This is a genomic window from Nocardia sp. IFM 10818 (genome assembly GCF_054655275.1).
The window spans coordinates 2379133-2394554 of the sequence record NZ_BAAHJH010000001.1 but is presented as its reverse complement, the minus strand read 5'-3'; the positions used below and the strand labels follow the sequence as shown (position 1 = coordinate 2394554).

Here is a 15422-nt window from a genome sequence, read left to right as displayed (position 1 = left end):
CGGCGAAACCCCACCCTCCTATGCGAAGGATTCCCAACCGGTAGGTCCGGACCGAGCGGCGCCGTCCACGGTCACGCCCGCCCCCGCACCAACCCGCCCGATGAGTACCCAACCCGCAGGTAGATCCCCCGAATCGGAGAAAGTGGCCGCGAACACGTGGTCCTCGCCACCCGAGAGAATCCACTCGAGCGCGTCCGCCCCGAGCGCATCCGCCACCTCTCCGAGCCGCCGGTCACGCAAGACCGAACTATCGAGATCGATAGCAACACCGGAACTTTGGGCGATATGCCCGAGATCGGCCAGCAGCCCGTCCGACACATCGGTAAGCGCCGTGATCACCGCGACGTCGCCGGCGCGCGCCGCAGAGGCCCGCACCCCCATCCCTCCGGCGTGGGGCGCATCCGTCATCCCGGCATGCTCTTGGCCGGGATCTCCCGCACCGCAGTGGATTCCGGCCAGCGGAACGCCCGGAGGGCGGGGGGCCGCTTCGACCGGACGCTCGGCCCCACCCCACGGCAGCGCGGCGGCGGGCAGGTCCAGCACCGCCTCGTAGCGGGGCTGCGGAACACGATGTGCGGCAACCGCATCGGCGAAGCGATCGAGATCGACGCCCGCCGACAGCACGGCCAGCCCCGCCGCCGACCAGCCCAGTCGGCCGGCGACCGCCACCACGTCGCCGGGCCGCGCGCCCGAGCGCGTAATCACCTCGGCCCCAAGGGGATCGCCGAAGGCGGTCACCGAGATCACGATCTGGGAGCTGCGCACCATGTCGCCGCCGGCGATCGACGCGCCGGCGCGCTCCGCCTCGGCCCACATACCGTCGGCGAGGGCTTCGACGAAGGCGACCGGGGTGTCGGAGGGGCAGCCGAGTGCGACGACGAATGCGCTCGGGCGAGCGCCCATGGACACGACGTCCGCCGCGTTCTGGGCGATGGCTTTACGGCCGATGTCCTGGGGGCTGGACCAGTCCAGGCGGAAGTGGCGGTGCTCCAGCAGCATGTCGGTCGTCACCACGAAGCGGCCGGCCGGCGCGGCGACCAGGGCAGCGTCGTCGCCGGGCCCCATCAGCACGCCCGGCGCCTGCGTGCGCCCGGCGTTGATGCGGTCGATCAGCGCGAACTCCCCGAGGTCGCGCACGGTGGGAGGCGGTGTCGGCTCCCCGGTGCGAGGCGGTGTCGGCCTCCCGGTGGCAACCGGTGTCGGCTCGGCCGGGCCCTGCCCGCTGCTGGCGGTGATGACGGTCTCCTCGGTACTGAGTGTGATGCGGTTGGCAAACGTATGAACGGTACCCTCGAACCCGCAATCGACGACCACCAGCCGGGCCCCACCGCGCCCGGCGCGGCACGATCGGGGACCGACGACCGGATGAGCAACGACACCCGCGGCAGCGAACCGGAATCCAGCGAGCCGGACACGACCGCCGAGCCCGCGGCCGAGCCGAACGCCGACGCTGCGGTTCGCCTCGGAAAGTCCGATGCGGCAGCGGACGGCGAATCCGATGCCGAGACGGACGGCAAGTCCGATGCCGGGGCAGGCGGCAAGTCCGATGCCGAGGCAGGCGGCGACTCGGCTGCGGGCGGCGACTCGGCGAGCGCCGAGCCGTCCGACGAGGACTACTCCCCCGGCCGCTCGCCCGCGCTCATCGCCACCGCGGTCGCGCTCCCGGTCGCGCTCGTGGTCGGCGTCCTCGTCGCGGGCGTGATCGCCAATCGCAACCCGGTTCGCGAGCCGCTGGCCCTCGGCGCGGTGGACGCGCCCGGCGCCACCGGCCCGGCCTGCTCGGCGCTGCTGCCCGCGCTCCCGGAGAAGATCGGCGACTACACGGCCGCCGAACTGCGCCAGCCCGCCCCCGCCGCCACCAAGGCGTGGCAGCTGCCCGAGGGCGGCGAACCCATTGTGCTGCGCTGCGGTCTGGGCCGCCCGCTGGAATTCCACCGCGCCTCCCCGCTCCAGGTCGTGAACGGCGTCAGCTGGTTCGAGGTCAAGGATCCGACGAGCGGCGCCACCTCCGGCACCTGGTTCGCCGTGGACCGCGGCACCTACATCGCCCTGACCATGGCCAATGACGCCGGCCCCACTCCCCTGCAAGAAGTGTCGGACGCCATCACCACAACCATCCCCCCGCAGAACCTGGACCCGAACCCCCTCCCCAACTAGCCGGACAGGCGATCACCGGGAACTGGTGGCGGCATCGGCCGAGTAGCCACGCCACCAGTTCCCGGTCGGCGCTGTTTCAGTTCGCGCGGAGGGTGACCGTGCCGGAGGTGAGGTCCACCTCGATGCCGTCGGTGCCGTCGCCGGGGTTCTCACGGTGCATGAGGACCGACTGGCGCTGTTCGAATTCGGCCTGTTTGCCCGAGCTGAAGATGGCGTCGAACTGTTCGAATCCGATGCCCGCGGCACTGCGCGGACCTTCGACGTGACGCATCCACGGCAGAACGGTCCGACCGGTCAGCTTGCGATAGGCGACCTCGGCGAAGGCCACCGCGATAATCAGCAGCGCCAGCCCGGGAATCGTCATTGCCACGATCACCTCACCGAGAGTACGCGGAGACGCGCCGAAAGCCGGCTGCGCGGCGGGACCCGGAAGTGCCATGCTCGGCGGTATGACCGCAACTGCTGGGCACTGCCGGGAATGCGGTGCCGCGCTACCCGAGTCCGGCGACTGCGGTGACCGCATTCCGGAGCTGCTCGAAATCGAGTGGCGGGTGCTGGACGGCAGCGAGGACAGCCTGCGCGCCCACTTCTTCGCCATCGCGTCGTTCCAGGTGCAGCACCCGTCGCGAATGACCCCGGAGGCGACGGCAGGGTTGCGCATACAGCTGACCCGCATGGTGCGCGATCCGATCCCCATCGCCACCCTGCGAATCGATATCCGCCGGGCCTTCCACGGCGTGAAGGTGAACAACCCCAACCCGGGCGACCGTTCCACGGTCGACCCGCGCTGGCCCACCCGCTGGCCGATGACCGCCGCCGATATCGTGGCCCGCCCCGCCGCCGAATACATCACGGCGGTCGGTGAATGGGCGCGCACCACCGCGGACACCATCGATCTGGCGGTTCCGGGCCCCGAATACTGATCGAGCTCCTGCCATGTGGGCAGGAGCTCGATCGCACGGCGATATCGGTCAGCGCAAGCCGGTGCCGCGCGCCAGAGCCGTTTCGATCAGGGTGCTGACGAGGGTCCTGTTATCGATGCCGGTGGCATCCCACATGCGCGGATACATGGAGATGGCGGTGAAGCCGGGCATGGTGTTGATCTCGTTGATGACCGGGCCCTGCTCGGTGACGAAGAAGTCCACGCGAGCCAGGCCCTGGCAGTCCAGCGCCCGGAAAGCCCGCACGGCGATCTCCCGAACCTGTTGCGCCACATCGTCGTCCAGCTTGGCGGGAACGTCGAACTCGCAGACGTCGTCGAGGTATTTGGTGTCGAAGTCGTAGAACTCCGGACCGTCGCCGGTGGTATCGGGCATCCGGATCTCGGCCACCACACTGGCTTCGACTCGCCCGTCGGGGAACTCGAGCACACCGCATTCCACTTCGCGCCCGATAATCCCGGCCTCGACGATCACCTTCGGATCGACCTGGCGCGCAACGGCAATGGCGGCATCCAGCTCATCCCAGTCGTCGACCTTGGTGATGCCGATCGAGGAGCCGCCGCGGGCGGGCTTCACGAACACCGGCAGGCCCAGGCGAGCCCTGTCCGCCTCGGACAGGGTCGGCACGCCGGGTCGCAGCACCACCTGCACGCCGATCGGAAGCCCTTCGGCCGCAAGCAGTTTCTTGGTGAATTCCTTGTCCATACCGGCCGCACTGGCCAGCACGCCCGGGCCGACGTACGGAATCCCCGCCAGCTCCAGCAGACCCTGGATGGTCCCGTCCTCACCGAAAGCGCCGTGCAGCACCGGGAACACCACGTCCACGCCGCCCAGCACGGTCTCGGCGCCGTCGAGGGGAACCAGGCTGCCGGACCGGGACGGGTCCGCGCTCAGGGTCAGCTCGGTGCCGGTGCTCGCCACCGAGGGCATGGCGCGATCGGTCGGAGTCAGCTCGCGCGGATCGCCACTGGCTAGCACCCAGGTGCCGTCCTGCGTGATCCCGATCGGAACCGCCTCGTACCGTTCGGGATCGAGGCTGCCCAGTACGGTCCGGGCCGAAACGCACGAAACCCCGTGCTCATTGCTCCGGCCGCCGAACACCACCGCCACCCTGATCCTGTTGGTCATGCCCGGAACCGTACCCGGTCGGGAATGGCGGCGGTGTTACACGGTCGGCTCAGGGCCCGGTGACCGCGGCCGCCGAGCTCCTGCTCACACCGTCGCTCCCGCTCGGCCGGGTGTTACTCCGATTCGACCCGGCCGCACTCCACTTCGCGCGCGGTGGCCGGAGTGCGACATCCGGTCCGCCGAGTCGAGCTGGGATTCCCCCGGATTCGAGGATCATTCGGATTTGAGCCGGCGGCCCAGCAGCTGACCGACCGCTTCCTCAGCGGAAAGCCCTTCGTGGCAGACCTGGTGCACCGCATTCGTGAGCGGCATCTCCACCCCGTGCGCGGCGGCCAGCGCCCGCACCGATGTGCACGACTTCACACCCTCCGCGACCTGCCCATGGGTGGCCTGCTGCGCGGTCTCCATGCTGCCGCCCTCGCCCAGCACGTGCCCGAAGGACCGGTTGCGCGACAGCGGCGAGGTGCAGGTGGCGACCAGATCGCCGATTCCGGCCAGGCCCGCGAAGGTCACCGGCTCCGCGCCGACGGCCACGCCCAGCCGGATGATCTCGGCCAGCCCGCGCGTAATGAGCGTGGCAATGGAGTTGTCGCCCAATCCCATTCCGGAGGCGGCGCCGCAGGCCAGCGCGATGACGTTCTTGCAGGCCCCGCCGATCTCGCAGCCGATCACATCGGAATTGGTGTACGGCCGGAAGTACCCGGTGGCGATGGCGTGCTGCACGGCCTCGGCCCGCGCGGTATCGGTACAGGCGATCACGGTGGCGGCCGGTTGCCTGGCCGCGATCTCATCGGCCAGATTCGGCCCGGACAGCACCGCGATCCGGCTCGGGTCGGCGCCGCTCACCTCGGCGATGACCTGGCTCATCCGCAGCAGCGTGCCGGTTTCGATGCCCTTGGCCACGCTCAGCAGGGTGGCGTCGGCGGGAATGATGTCCCGCCACGCGGCGAGATTGGTGCGCAGGGTCTGCGACGGCACCGCCAGCACCACGATGTCCGCCCCGGCCAGGGCCACCGCCGGATCGTCGGTGGCGGCGATCGGCGGCAGTTCCACGTCCACCAGATACGAGGGATTCCGCCGCCCGGTCGTGATCGCCTTCGCGATCTCCGGCCGCCGAGCCCACATGGTGACCTCGGTTCCGGCCTCCGCCAACACCTTCGCGAGCGCGGTCCCCCAGGAACCCGATCCCATCACTGCTGCCCTAGCCATCAGCCCAATATAAGCGGGGTGCGCGAGACGGCATGCCGAGCACGGCAAACAGGTGATTCGAGGCGCGAGTCCCACGCCCGCTCACCCGCCGGTCACCTCGGAGTGGGAGGATTCCGACATGTCCGCCACCGGCTCCGCACACCCGAATGGCGCCGCCGCACGCCCGCCCGTGCACGCCGTGATCGCGGTGAAAAGTCTCGGACTCGCCAAGAGCCGGCTGTCCGATCGCCTGCATCCGCACGATCGATCGCGATTGGTGCTGGCCATGCTGGCCGATACGGTGACGGCCGCGGTCGCGGCCGAGGGCATCGCCACGGTGACCGTGGTGACCCCCGATCCCGCCGTGACCGATGTGGTGAGCGGCCTGGGCGCGCATGTGCACCCCGAACCGCACGGCCATCCGACCGGCGGCCTGAACGCGGCCCTGTCCGCGGCCGCCGCCGCGGTGCGCCGCCGGCACGGCGCGGTCGATCTGCTTGCCCTGCAAGCCGATCTGCCCGCCCTGCGCCCGCACGAACTGTCCGACATGCTGACCTCCGCCGGGCATCGCCGCTCGGTGGTGGCCGATCACGAGGGCAGCGGCACGGTGGCGCTGCTCGTCCGCGACGGCTCCGCGCCGCTCGACCCGCTCTTCGGCCCGGATTCGGCCCGCCGCCATATCGCGGCGGGTGCTGTGGAGTTGCTCGGCGCCTGGCCGGGCCTGCGCCAGGACGTGGACACCGCGGCCGATCTGGAACGCGCCGCCGCGCTCGGGGTCGGCGCGGCCACCGAGACGCTATTGCGTGAAATAAGCGTGTCGCGAGCGTGTCAAGGGGCGAAACAAGTCCGCCGGGCCGGGTCGTCGATGTGCTGACCCGGCGTGATGTGCGCTGCAATGGACAGTGTCACGTCGGCGCGTCATACGGGACATAAGGAATGATCGTGAGAGTGAGCGATACGGAAACCGTGAAACAAACGCCGCTACTACCCGCGGCGCCACCCGCGGCGACCCCACCGCCCACCACCGCCCGGACGAGGTTGCCACAGGACCGGTATGTGAACCGGGAACTGAGCTGGCTCGACTTCAACGCGCGAGTGCTGGCGCTGGCGGAGGACACCTCGCAGCCGCTGCTCGAGCGCGCCAAATTCCTGGCGATCTTCGCGTCGAACCTCGACGAGTTCTACATGGTCCGGGTTGCCGGATTGAAGCGGCGCGCCGAAACCGGGCTCTCGGTCCGCTCGGCCGACGGGCTCTCGCCCACCGAACAGCTGGAGATGATCGCCGCCCGCACCCAGGATCTGGCGGGCCGGCACGCGCGCGTCTTCCTCGATCAGGTGCTGCCCGCGCTCACCACCGAGGGCATCGAGGTCATCCGCTGGGCCGGGCTCGACGACGCCGAGAAGCAGCGCCTGTCCGGATACTTCCAGGACCAGGTCTTCCCGGTGCTCACCCCGCTCGCGGTCGATCCCGCGCACCCGTTCCCCTACATCAGCGGCCTGAGCCTCAATCTCGCCGTGACCGTGAAGGATTCGGTCACCGGGGGCGAGCACTTCGCCCGAGTGAAGGTGCCCGACAACGTCGATCGCTTCGTGCGCGTGCGCCGCACCTTCGCCGCGGCCGGCCGGGACGGCATCTCCCAGGTGCGCGATTCCGCTGCCGCACAGGCCTCCAGCATGGCCGCCTTCCTGCCCATGGAGGAGCTGATCGCCGCTCACCTCGATCAGCTGTTCCCGGGAATGGAAGTGGTGGAACACCATTCGTTCCGCATCACCCGCAATGCCGACCTCGAGGTGGAGGAGGACCGCGACGAGGATCTGCTGCAGGCCCTGGAGCGCGAACTCGCCCGCCGCCGCTTCGGCTCGCCGGTGCGGCTCGAGGTCTCCGACGATATGACCGAGCACATGCTCGATCTGCTGCTGCGCGAGCTCGATGTCGATCCGGCCGACGTGATCCAGGTGCCCGGCCTGCTGGATCTGTCCTGCCTGTGGCAGGTGTACGGCGTGGACCGGCCCAACCTCAAGGACGCGCCCTACGTCCCGGCCACCCCGCCCGCCTTCGGTGAACGCGAAACGCCCCGAAACGTTTTCGCCGCCCTGCGCGAGGGCGACGTGCTGGTGCACCACCCCTACGACTCGTTCTCCACCAGCGTGCAGCGGTTCATCGAACAGGCCGCCGCCGATCCGCAGGTGCTGGCCATCAAGCAGACCCTGTACCGCACCTCCGGCGACTCCCCCATCGTCAACGCGCTCATCGACGCCGCCGAGGCCGGCAAGCAGGTGGTGGCGCTGGTGGAGGTGAAGGCCCGCTTCGACGAGCAGGCCAACATCAAATGGGCGCGGGCGCTGGAACAGGCGGGCGTGCACGTGGTCTACGGCCTGGTCGGGCTCAAGACGCACTGCAAGACCTGCCTGGTGGTGCGCCGCGAGGGCGCCACCATCCGTCGCTACTGCCACATCGGCACCGGCAATTACAACCCCAAGACCGCGCGGCTGTACGAGGACGTCGGATTGCTCACCGCCGCACCGGAGATCGGCGCCGACCTCACCGATCTGTTCAACTCGCTGACCGGGTACTCGCGAAAGGCAAACTACCGCAACCTGCTGGTCGCGCCCAGCGGTGTGCGCGCCGGCATCATCGAGCGCATCGAACGTGAGGTCGAACTCGCGGCCCAGGGCGAGCAGGCCCGAATCCGGCTGAAGGCCAACGCCATCGTCGACGAGCAGATCATCGACGCGCTGTACCGGGCCTCGCAGGCCGGCGTGCCGGTGCAGATCGTGGTGCGCGGCATCTGCGGCCTGCGACCCGGCGTGCCCGGCATGAGCGAGAACATCGAGGTCCGCTCGATTCTCGGCCGATACCTGGAACATTCGCGGATCCTGCACTTCGAGGCGCAGCACGAATACTGGATCGGCAGCGCCGATATGATGCACCGCAATCTGGACCGGCGCGTGGAAGTGCTGGCGCAGGTGAAGGATCCGCGCCTGGCCGACCAGCTCGGCGCCGTCTTCGACTCCGCGCTCTCGGAGACCACTCGCTGCTGGGTGCTGCAGCCCGATGGCAGCTGGGCGGCGCAGCCCGATCCGGACGTTCCCGGTGAGCAGATCCGGGACCATCAGGAGTACCTCATGCGACTGCGACGTCCGGACCGCCAGTGAGCAAGCCGAGTTCCGATCCGGCCGGCGCGCTGTACGACCCGCGAGTCAGCGCCAATATCCTCGCCGCCGGTGCGGTGCTGTGGCGCGAGGCCGCCGGCGGCGGCATCGAGATCGCCATGGTGCACCGCCCCAAGTACGACGACTGGTCGCTGCCCAAGGGCAAATTGGATCCCGGTGAGACCCCGGTGGTGGCGGCCGTGCGCGAGGTCGCGGAGGAAACCGGCCTCCGATCGCGCCTGGGGCGTTATCTCGGCCATGTCACCTATCCGGTCACCGGGCACCGCAAGCTCAAGCGCGTCGACTACTGGGCCGCCCATGTGCTCGACGGCGCTTTCGAATCCAATGCCGAGGTCGACGAAATCGTCTGGTGCGGTCTGGACGGGCTCATGGACGCGCTGTCCTACCCCATGGACCGCTCCATCGTCCGCAATTTCCTGCGCCTGCCCGCCGATACCGACACGCTGCTGCTGGTGCGCCATGCCAAGGCCGGTCGGCGCGAACGCTTCAGCGGCCCCGACGAGGAACGCCCGCTCGAAAAGGCCGGTCGCGCACAGGCAAGCGCGCTGGTCCCGAATCTGCTCGCCTTCGGCGCCACCGAAATCCACTCCGCCCCACCGCTGCGCTGTGTCCAAACCGTGACCCCGCTGGCGGAAGCACTGGGCGTGGAGGTCCAACTCGATCCGCTGTTCTCCGAATCCGGTTATGCCGCAGCCCCCGAAGCCGCCCTGGCGCGCGCCCGGGAACTGGGCTCGGACCCCGCCGTCCAGGTGATCTCGAGCCAGGGCAAGGTGATTCCGGACCTCTTGGAGACTTGGGCGGCCCGAGACGGACTGAACCTGCCTCCGGCCCGCAATCGCAAGGGCAGCGTCTGGGTGCTGTCCCTGCACCGGGGCCGCTTGGTCGCGGCCGACCATCTCGACCGCATCCTCATCTCCCCCGAGATCTCACGCGTGTAATTCACGCAACCGAATTCACCCCTCGACCCCGGGGCCCGGATTCCCTGGGCACCAACCGACTTCCCACCGCCCGCCCCCGGTTCGGCATCGGCGCCGGGGGCCCGGCGTGGAGATCACATTTCCCTTCCGCGCACGACATCCGGCCGGTCATGCCCCGGATTTCCCTCCCGCACCGCCGTTTTCCGTCCCCCCCGGACGACCGCACACCGGTTCCGGCGTGCCGGAACCACCGCCGCGGCACCGCATTCGGCCGGTCAGAGTCCGGATTCCAGTCCTCTGACAGGGCTGGGCGCACGATGGCGGTCAAGATCGGATTCAGCTGTCCCGCCGCGACTTACAGACGACTGTCCGGCCGGTCGCACGGCCATTCCCGGCTCTCCGGGACGGCGGGAACCGGCTCCGGCCGGTCGTATTCCAGATCCCCCCTCGCCCTGCGACTTCCGGCCACCTCCGGACGGCATCCGGCCCGTCAGCGCGAGGATTTCGCTATACATCCGATGATTTGAGAAACTCGTCGGCGCCCGGACCGGGCAACCCGTCCATTCGACTGAGTTTCCGCTCGGTCACGAAGATCGAATTCCACCGCGCGCACAGGACTTCCGGCCGGTCGGCGACCGGATTTCCGGTTCGGCCGGGTAACTCCCGCAGCCCGGATCCGCAGCGCGGATCCGCTGCCGCCGCACCACATTCGGCCGGTCGCGGGGTGGTTCCCGCGGTTCGAGAACGGCTTCCGGGCGCCGCGAGCCGTTTCCGCGCGGCCGTGCGAGTTCCGGTCCGCGGGGCGGCATTCGCCCGGTCGCGACGTGTATTCCGCCATCTGGCGAACGCCCGCCCGTGTATGGCTACTTCCCGGCTGAAGATCGAATTCATGCCCGGCCACACGGCTTCCGGCCGCTCGAGAGCCGGTTTCCGGGCCGTAATCGACTCATTTCCACGCCGGGCACGAAGATCGGATTCGGCTGTCGCCGGAGCACTTCCAGATCGGCATCCGGCCGGTCACACGCCGATTTTCGGCGCCGGAACGACGATTTGGGGCCACCGGTTCGAAGATCGGATTTGCCCCCGCCGCACGGCATTCGGCCGGTCACGGGCCGGATCCCGCTCGGCGGTACGGCTTCCCGCCCGCACCCGGGCGGACAAACCGCCGGTCGGAGCCCGTATTCAGCCGCGCCGCACCGCATCCGGCCGGTCGGAACCGGTTTCATGATCAGAGGCAATTCTGGGCCCGCGAGAGCCCTCCGGGCGGGTTCTACCCGCGCGTAGGAGGTTTCGCGGCGCTCGCGGCCCGCTGGAGGGCCGTGCGGGCGTTCGGAATGCTGCCCCGGACATGCGAAACGGCCCGGCTGGGCCGGGCCGTCTCACATATCGTCCTGCGCGAAAACCGTCAGCGACGGGCGGTGCGCTTCGCCGCGGTCTTCTTGGCCGGAGCCTTCTTCGCGGTCTTCTTGGCGGCCGTAACCTTCTTGACCGCAGTCTTCTTGGCCGGAGCCTTCTTGGCGGTGGCCTTGACCGTGGTCTTCTTGGCCGTGGTCTTCTTCGCCGCCGTCTTCTTCGCCGCCGTCTTCTTGGCGGTGGCCTTCTTGGCCGGAGCCTTCGACGCGGCCTTCTTGGCCGTGGTCTTGGCCGGAGCCTTGGTGGCCTTCTTCGCGGTCTTCTTCGCCGTGGTCTTCTTGGCGCCCGCCTTGCCCGACACCGGGGCAGCCACACCGCGTTTCACGGCCGGGCCGCTCGACGCGATCTTCTGCTTACCGGCGATGATCGCCTTGAACTGGGCGCCCGGACGGAAGGCCGGCACGGAAGTGGGCTTCACCTTCACGGTTTCACCGGTGCGCGGGTTACGAGCCACGCGAGCGGCCCGCTTCCGCTGTTCGAAGACACCGAATCCGGTGATGGTGACGCTCTGACCTTTGTTCACCGCGCGCACGATCGTGTCGACAATCTGCTCGACTGCCGCAGTAGCCGTACGCCTGTCAGTACCCAACTTCTCGGTCAGAACATCGATCAGTTCCGCCTTGTTCATTGAATCCTCCGCAGACTAATGGCCCGTCGTCGGACCGACTAGGTACCACGGTAAACCTTCTTTGAGCAAGAGTCAATGTGCCACGCCTATTTTGATGAGACATGGCACACGCCCAGCAACCGGGTTCAAGCGTGTTCAGCTAACCCGCACCAATGATTACGCTTGCGAAATACGGGCCGGAATGGTGGTGGGTTTCCAAGTCGGCCTTGCGTTTTCGAACTCGCTGATCTGGTCGACGCGCCGGAGTGTCAGCCCGATGTCGTCCAGACCTTCGAGCAGACGCCACCTGGTGTAGTCGTCAATATCGAACGGCAACACGACGGTTCCAGCCGCCACGGTGCGGGCCTCGAGGTCCACCGTCAATTCCAAACCGGGCTGTTCCTCGAGCAACTTCCAGAGCAATTCCACATCGCTCTGCGGCATCCGGGCCGTCAGCAGGCCGTCCTTGCCCGCGTTCCCGCGGAAGATGTCGGCGAACCGGGACGAGATCACCACCCGGAACCCGAAGTCCTTGAGCGCCCAAACGGCGTGCTCGCGTGAGGAACCGGTGCCGAAATCCGGACCGGCGACCAGGACAGAACCCCTGTTGTAGGGCGCGGTGTTCAGAATGAAGTTCGGATCCGAACGCCAGGCCGCGAACAGCCCGTCCTCGAATCCCGTTCGGGTGACGCGCTTCAGATAGACCGCCGGGATGATCTGGTCGGTGTCGACATTGGACCTGCGCAGCGGGACGCCGATCCCGGTGTGGACCTTGAAGGCTTCCATCGTTTCTCCTGAGTCTGAGGGCCGAAAAGAGCTGGGATCAGTTGAGATCCGCAGGTGAGGACAGGGTTCCGCGCACCGCCGTGGCGGCCGCGACCAGCGGCGACACCAGATGCGTGCGGCCGCCCTTGCCCTGGCGCCCTTCGAAGTTCCGGTTCGAGGTCGAAGCACAGCGCTGACCGGGCGAAAGCTGATCCGGGTTCATTCCCAGGCACATCGAGCACCCGGCCTGACGCCATTCCGCGCCGGCGGCGGTGAAAATCTCGCCCAGCCCCTCCTTTTCCGCCTGCAGCCGCACCCGCATGGAGCCCGGCACAATCAGCATCCGCACGCCGTCGGCCACTTTGCGGTCCTTGAGCACGTTCGCCACCGCGCGCAAATCCTCGATCCGGCCATTGGTGCAGGAGCCCACGAAAACCGTGTCCACGGCGACATCTCGCAGCGGAGTACCCGGTTTCAGGTCCATATATTGCAGCGCTTTCTCGGCGGCGGCGCGCTCGTTCTCGTCGAAGATCTGCTCCGGATCGGGCACCGTGTCGCCCAGGGGCGCACCCTGTCCCGGGTTGGTGCCCCAGGTCACGAAGGGTGTCAGCGCCGCGGCGTCGATGTGCACCTCGGCGTCGAAGACCGCGCCCTCATCGGTGCGCAGCGCGTCCCAGGCCGCCACGGCCGCATCCCAATCCGCGCCCTCCGGGGCGTGCGGGCGGCCCTTCAGGAATTCGTAGGTGACCTCGTCGGGGGCCACCATGCCCGCGCGGGCGCCCGCCTCGATCGACATGTTGCACATGGTCATCCGCGCCTCCATGGACATGGCGCGCACGGCCTCGCCGCGGTATTCCAGGACATATCCCTGGCCGCCGCCGGTGCCGATCTGCGCGATGACGGCGAGAATGACGTCCTTGGAGGTGACGCCCTCGGGCAGTTGCCCGTCGATATTGATGGCCATGGTCTTGAACGGCTTCAGCGACAGCGTCTGCGTGGCCAGCACGTGCTCGACCTCGGAGGTGCCGATGCCCATGGCCAGCGCGCCGAACGCGCCGTGGGTGGAGGTGTGGGAATCACCGCACACCACCGTGGTTCCCGGCTGGGTCAGCCCCAGCTGCGGGCCGACCACGTGCACGATGCCCTGATCCAGATCGCCCATCGGGTGCAGGCGGATGCCGAATTCCTCGCAGTTGCGGCGCAGGGTCTCCACCTGCGTGCGGGACACCGGATCGGCGATCGGCTTGTCGATGTCGATGGTCGGGACGTTGTGGTCCTCGGTGGCGATGGTGAGATCCGGCCGGCGCACGGGACGTCCGGCCGCCCGCAGGCCGTCGAACGCCTGCGGGCTGGTCACCTCGTGCACCAGGTGCAGGTCGATGTAGATGAGGTCGGGTTCGCGGTTCGCGCCCTCGCCCGCGCCGCGGACGACGACGTGCTGGTCCCAGACCTTCTCCGCCAGAGTGCGTGGCCGGTCGGCCATATCTCCATCACCTCTCGATAGACATTCCCGCGCCCGGGCTGGTGACGCGGGGAGCGCGGCCCGCGGAATCCGGAGAGTTCCGGTATCGGGATTTGCAATTCCCAATATGCGAGACGCTAATATCGTTCTATGAGACAGCATAGCGGTATCGGGGTTCTGGACAAAGCCATGGCGGTCCTGCACGCCGTAGCCGAGCAACCCTGCGGCCTCAATGAGCTGTGCGCCCGCACCGGCCTGCCCCGCGCCACCGCGCATCGCCTGGCCGTGGGCCTGGAGACGCATCGCATGCTGGCCCGCGACAGCCAGGGACTGTGGCGTCCCGGCCCGGCGCTATCGGAGCTGGCGACAACCGCCAGCGACCCGCTCCTGGACGCCGCCGCCACGATTCTTCCGCGCCTGCGCGAGATCACCGGCGAGAGCGTGCAGCTCTACCGCCGCGACGGCAATGCCCGCGTCTGCGTGGCCTCCATGGAACCCGCGGCGGGCCTGCGCGACACCGTTCCGGTGGGCGCGCGCATGCCCATGACCGCCGGCTCGGCCGCCAAGGTCCTGCTGGCCTGGGCCGATGCCGACCTGCAGCGCACCGTGCTCCCGGAAGCGGTGTTCGGCGAGCGCGCCCTCGCCGAGGTGCGCCGCCGGGGCTGGGCCCAGTCCGCCGCCGAGCGCGCGGCGGGCGTGGCCAGCGTGTCCGCGCCGGTGCGCGACGCCACCGGCGCCGTGGTCGCGGCCGTCTCGGTATCCGGACCCATCGACCGCATGGGCCGCCGCCCGGGCGCGCGGTGGGCCGCCGACCTGGTGGCCGCCGCCGACGCCCTCCACAAGCGCCTCTGACGCCTCAGCAGCCCCAGCGACGCCCTCGCCCTACCCGGCGGGGGCGTCGGCGTTTCTGCGGCCGTCCAGCGGCCCGACCCGGTCGTGTGACCGCCGCCATACGGCGTAAATTACAGTCGGCCCATGGGAGTTAATCAACGCGCGCAGATTGTGATGTCCGACCAGGAGATCACCGAATTTCTGGAGCGCAGCCGCATCGCGACCATGGCTACCGTGGGCGCTTCGGGCAGGCCGCATCTGATCGCCATGTGGTACGGCCTGATCAACGGCGAGATCTGGTTCGAGACCAAGGCCAAATCGCAGAAGGCGGTGAACCTGCGCCGCGATCCGCGCATCACCGTCATGGTCGAGGCCGGCGATACCTACGACCAGTTGCGCGGGGTGTCCATCGAAGGCCGCGCGGAGATCGTCGACGATCCGGAGGCCCTGTTCCAGGTGGGAATCAGCGTGTGGGAGCGCTACACCGGGCCCTACAGCGAAGAGGCCAAGCCGTTCGTGGAGGCCATGCTGAACAAGCGGGTGGCGATTCGCGTGGTGCCCGAACGCGTCCGCAGCTGGGATCACCGCAAACTCGGGATGCCCGCAATGCCGCTGGGCGGCAGCACCGCCACGGCGCGAGATTGAGAACATTCGGGAAAAAGTGCAGGCCCCCAGCCGATTGGCTGGGGGCCTGCACTTTTGTAGTCCCGACGGGATTTGAACCCGCGCTACCGCCTTGAGAGGGCGGCGTCCTAGGCCGCTAGACGACGGGACCAGGATGCCGAGAATCAGGCGGAGCGACCGCGTCATCTCGAACAAAACGAGAGCCTCACGACTCT

Annotated in this window: 14 protein-coding genes and 1 tRNA gene; 7 read left to right on the top strand and 8 right to left on the bottom strand. The window is 68.8% G+C overall.

Features of this window, described 5'->3' with window-relative positions; translation table 11 throughout:
• Positions 1-18: 18 nt before the first annotated feature.
• A complete protein-coding gene (thiL, locus tag ACYQ5L_RS10790; protein WP_459963394.1) occupies positions 19-1137 on the bottom strand; it encodes a thiamine-phosphate kinase in 1119 nt (372 codons plus the stop codon).
• Between the two features lie 141 nt (positions 1138-1278).
• Between thiL and ACYQ5L_RS10785 the strand changes: the two genes are divergently transcribed.
• Positions 1279-2157, top strand: coding sequence for a DUF3515 domain-containing protein (locus ACYQ5L_RS10785; protein WP_459957223.1), 879 nt, complete (start codon positions 1279-1281; stop codon positions 2155-2157).
• Positions 2158-2233: 76 nt separating this feature from the next.
• On the opposite strand, the gene ACYQ5L_RS10780 is transcribed toward ACYQ5L_RS10785, so the two are convergent.
• Positions 2234-2533, bottom strand: a complete 300-nt coding sequence (locus tag ACYQ5L_RS10780; protein WP_459957222.1) for a DUF6191 domain-containing protein — start codon at positions 2531-2533, stop codon at positions 2234-2236.
• A gap of 73 nt (positions 2534-2606) precedes the next feature.
• On the opposite strand from ACYQ5L_RS10780, the gene ACYQ5L_RS10775 reads away from it, so the two are divergent.
• Entirely contained in the window at positions 2607-3080 is a 474-nt protein-coding gene (locus ACYQ5L_RS10775; RefSeq protein WP_459957221.1) for a DUF5946 family protein, read from the top strand.
• A gap of 48 nt (positions 3081-3128) precedes the next feature.
• Here ACYQ5L_RS10775 and ACYQ5L_RS10770 read toward each other — a convergent pair whose 3' ends face one another.
• A complete protein-coding gene (locus ACYQ5L_RS10770; RefSeq protein WP_459957220.1) occupies positions 3129-4226 on the bottom strand; it encodes a D-alanine--D-alanine ligase family protein in 1098 nt (365 codons plus the stop codon).
• A 213-nt stretch (positions 4227-4439) separates the two neighbouring features.
• Entirely contained in the window at positions 4440-5435 is a 996-nt protein-coding gene (locus ACYQ5L_RS10765) for an NAD(P)H-dependent glycerol-3-phosphate dehydrogenase (RefSeq protein ID WP_459957219.1), read from the bottom strand.
• Positions 5436-5553: 118 nt separating this feature from the next.
• Here ACYQ5L_RS10765 and cofC point away from each other — a divergent pair, with 118 nt between their 5' ends.
• From cofC to ACYQ5L_RS10750, 3 genes are all read left to right on the top strand, one after another.
• Complete coding sequence (cofC, locus tag ACYQ5L_RS10760) at positions 5554-6288, top strand: 2-phospho-L-lactate guanylyltransferase (protein ID WP_459957218.1); 735 nt, start codon at positions 5554-5556, stop codon at positions 6286-6288.
• 62 nt (positions 6289-6350) lie between these two features.
• Positions 6351-8570 (top strand): RNA degradosome polyphosphate kinase, encoded by a 2220-nt coding sequence (locus ACYQ5L_RS10755; RefSeq protein WP_459957217.1) that lies wholly within the window; start codon positions 6351-6353, stop codon positions 8568-8570.
• Complete coding sequence (locus ACYQ5L_RS10750) at positions 8567-9526, top strand: NUDIX hydrolase (protein ID WP_459957216.1); 960 nt, start codon at positions 8567-8569, stop codon at positions 9524-9526. The genes ACYQ5L_RS10755 and ACYQ5L_RS10750 overlap by 4 nt, the downstream gene beginning before the upstream one ends.
• A gap of 1384 nt (positions 9527-10910) precedes the next feature.
• On the opposite strand, the gene ACYQ5L_RS10745 is transcribed toward ACYQ5L_RS10750, so the two are convergent.
• From ACYQ5L_RS10745 to leuC, 3 genes are all read right to left on the bottom strand, one after another.
• Entirely contained in the window at positions 10911-11546 is a 636-nt protein-coding gene (locus ACYQ5L_RS10745) for an HU family DNA-binding protein (RefSeq protein WP_379200464.1), read from the bottom strand.
• Between the two features lie 156 nt (positions 11547-11702).
• Positions 11703-12311 carry a 3-isopropylmalate dehydratase small subunit gene (gene leuD, locus ACYQ5L_RS10740; RefSeq protein WP_379200462.1) on the bottom strand — a complete coding sequence of 203 codons (609 nt, stop codon included), beginning with the start codon at positions 12309-12311 and terminating at the stop codon, positions 11703-11705.
• A gap of 37 nt (positions 12312-12348) precedes the next feature.
• Positions 12349-13773: a 3-isopropylmalate dehydratase large subunit gene (gene leuC / locus ACYQ5L_RS10735; protein ID WP_459957215.1), complete on the bottom strand. Its 1425-nt coding sequence runs from the start codon at positions 13771-13773 to the stop codon at positions 12349-12351.
• A 129-nt stretch (positions 13774-13902) separates the two neighbouring features.
• Here leuC and ACYQ5L_RS10730 point away from each other — a divergent pair, with 129 nt between their 5' ends.
• Together ACYQ5L_RS10730 and ACYQ5L_RS10725 are read left to right on the top strand one after the other, a co-directional pair.
• A complete protein-coding gene (locus tag ACYQ5L_RS10730) occupies positions 13903-14604 on the top strand; it encodes an IclR family transcriptional regulator (RefSeq protein WP_459957214.1) in 702 nt (233 codons plus the stop codon).
• A gap of 123 nt (positions 14605-14727) precedes the next feature.
• Complete coding sequence (locus ACYQ5L_RS10725) at positions 14728-15228, top strand: pyridoxamine 5'-phosphate oxidase family protein (protein WP_459957213.1); 501 nt, start codon at positions 14728-14730, stop codon at positions 15226-15228.
• Between the two features lie 57 nt (positions 15229-15285).
• On the opposite strand, the gene ACYQ5L_RS10720 is transcribed toward ACYQ5L_RS10725, so the two are convergent.
• A tRNA-Glu gene (locus tag ACYQ5L_RS10720) sits at positions 15286-15358 on the bottom strand.
• Positions 15359-15422: the final 64 nt, after the last annotated feature.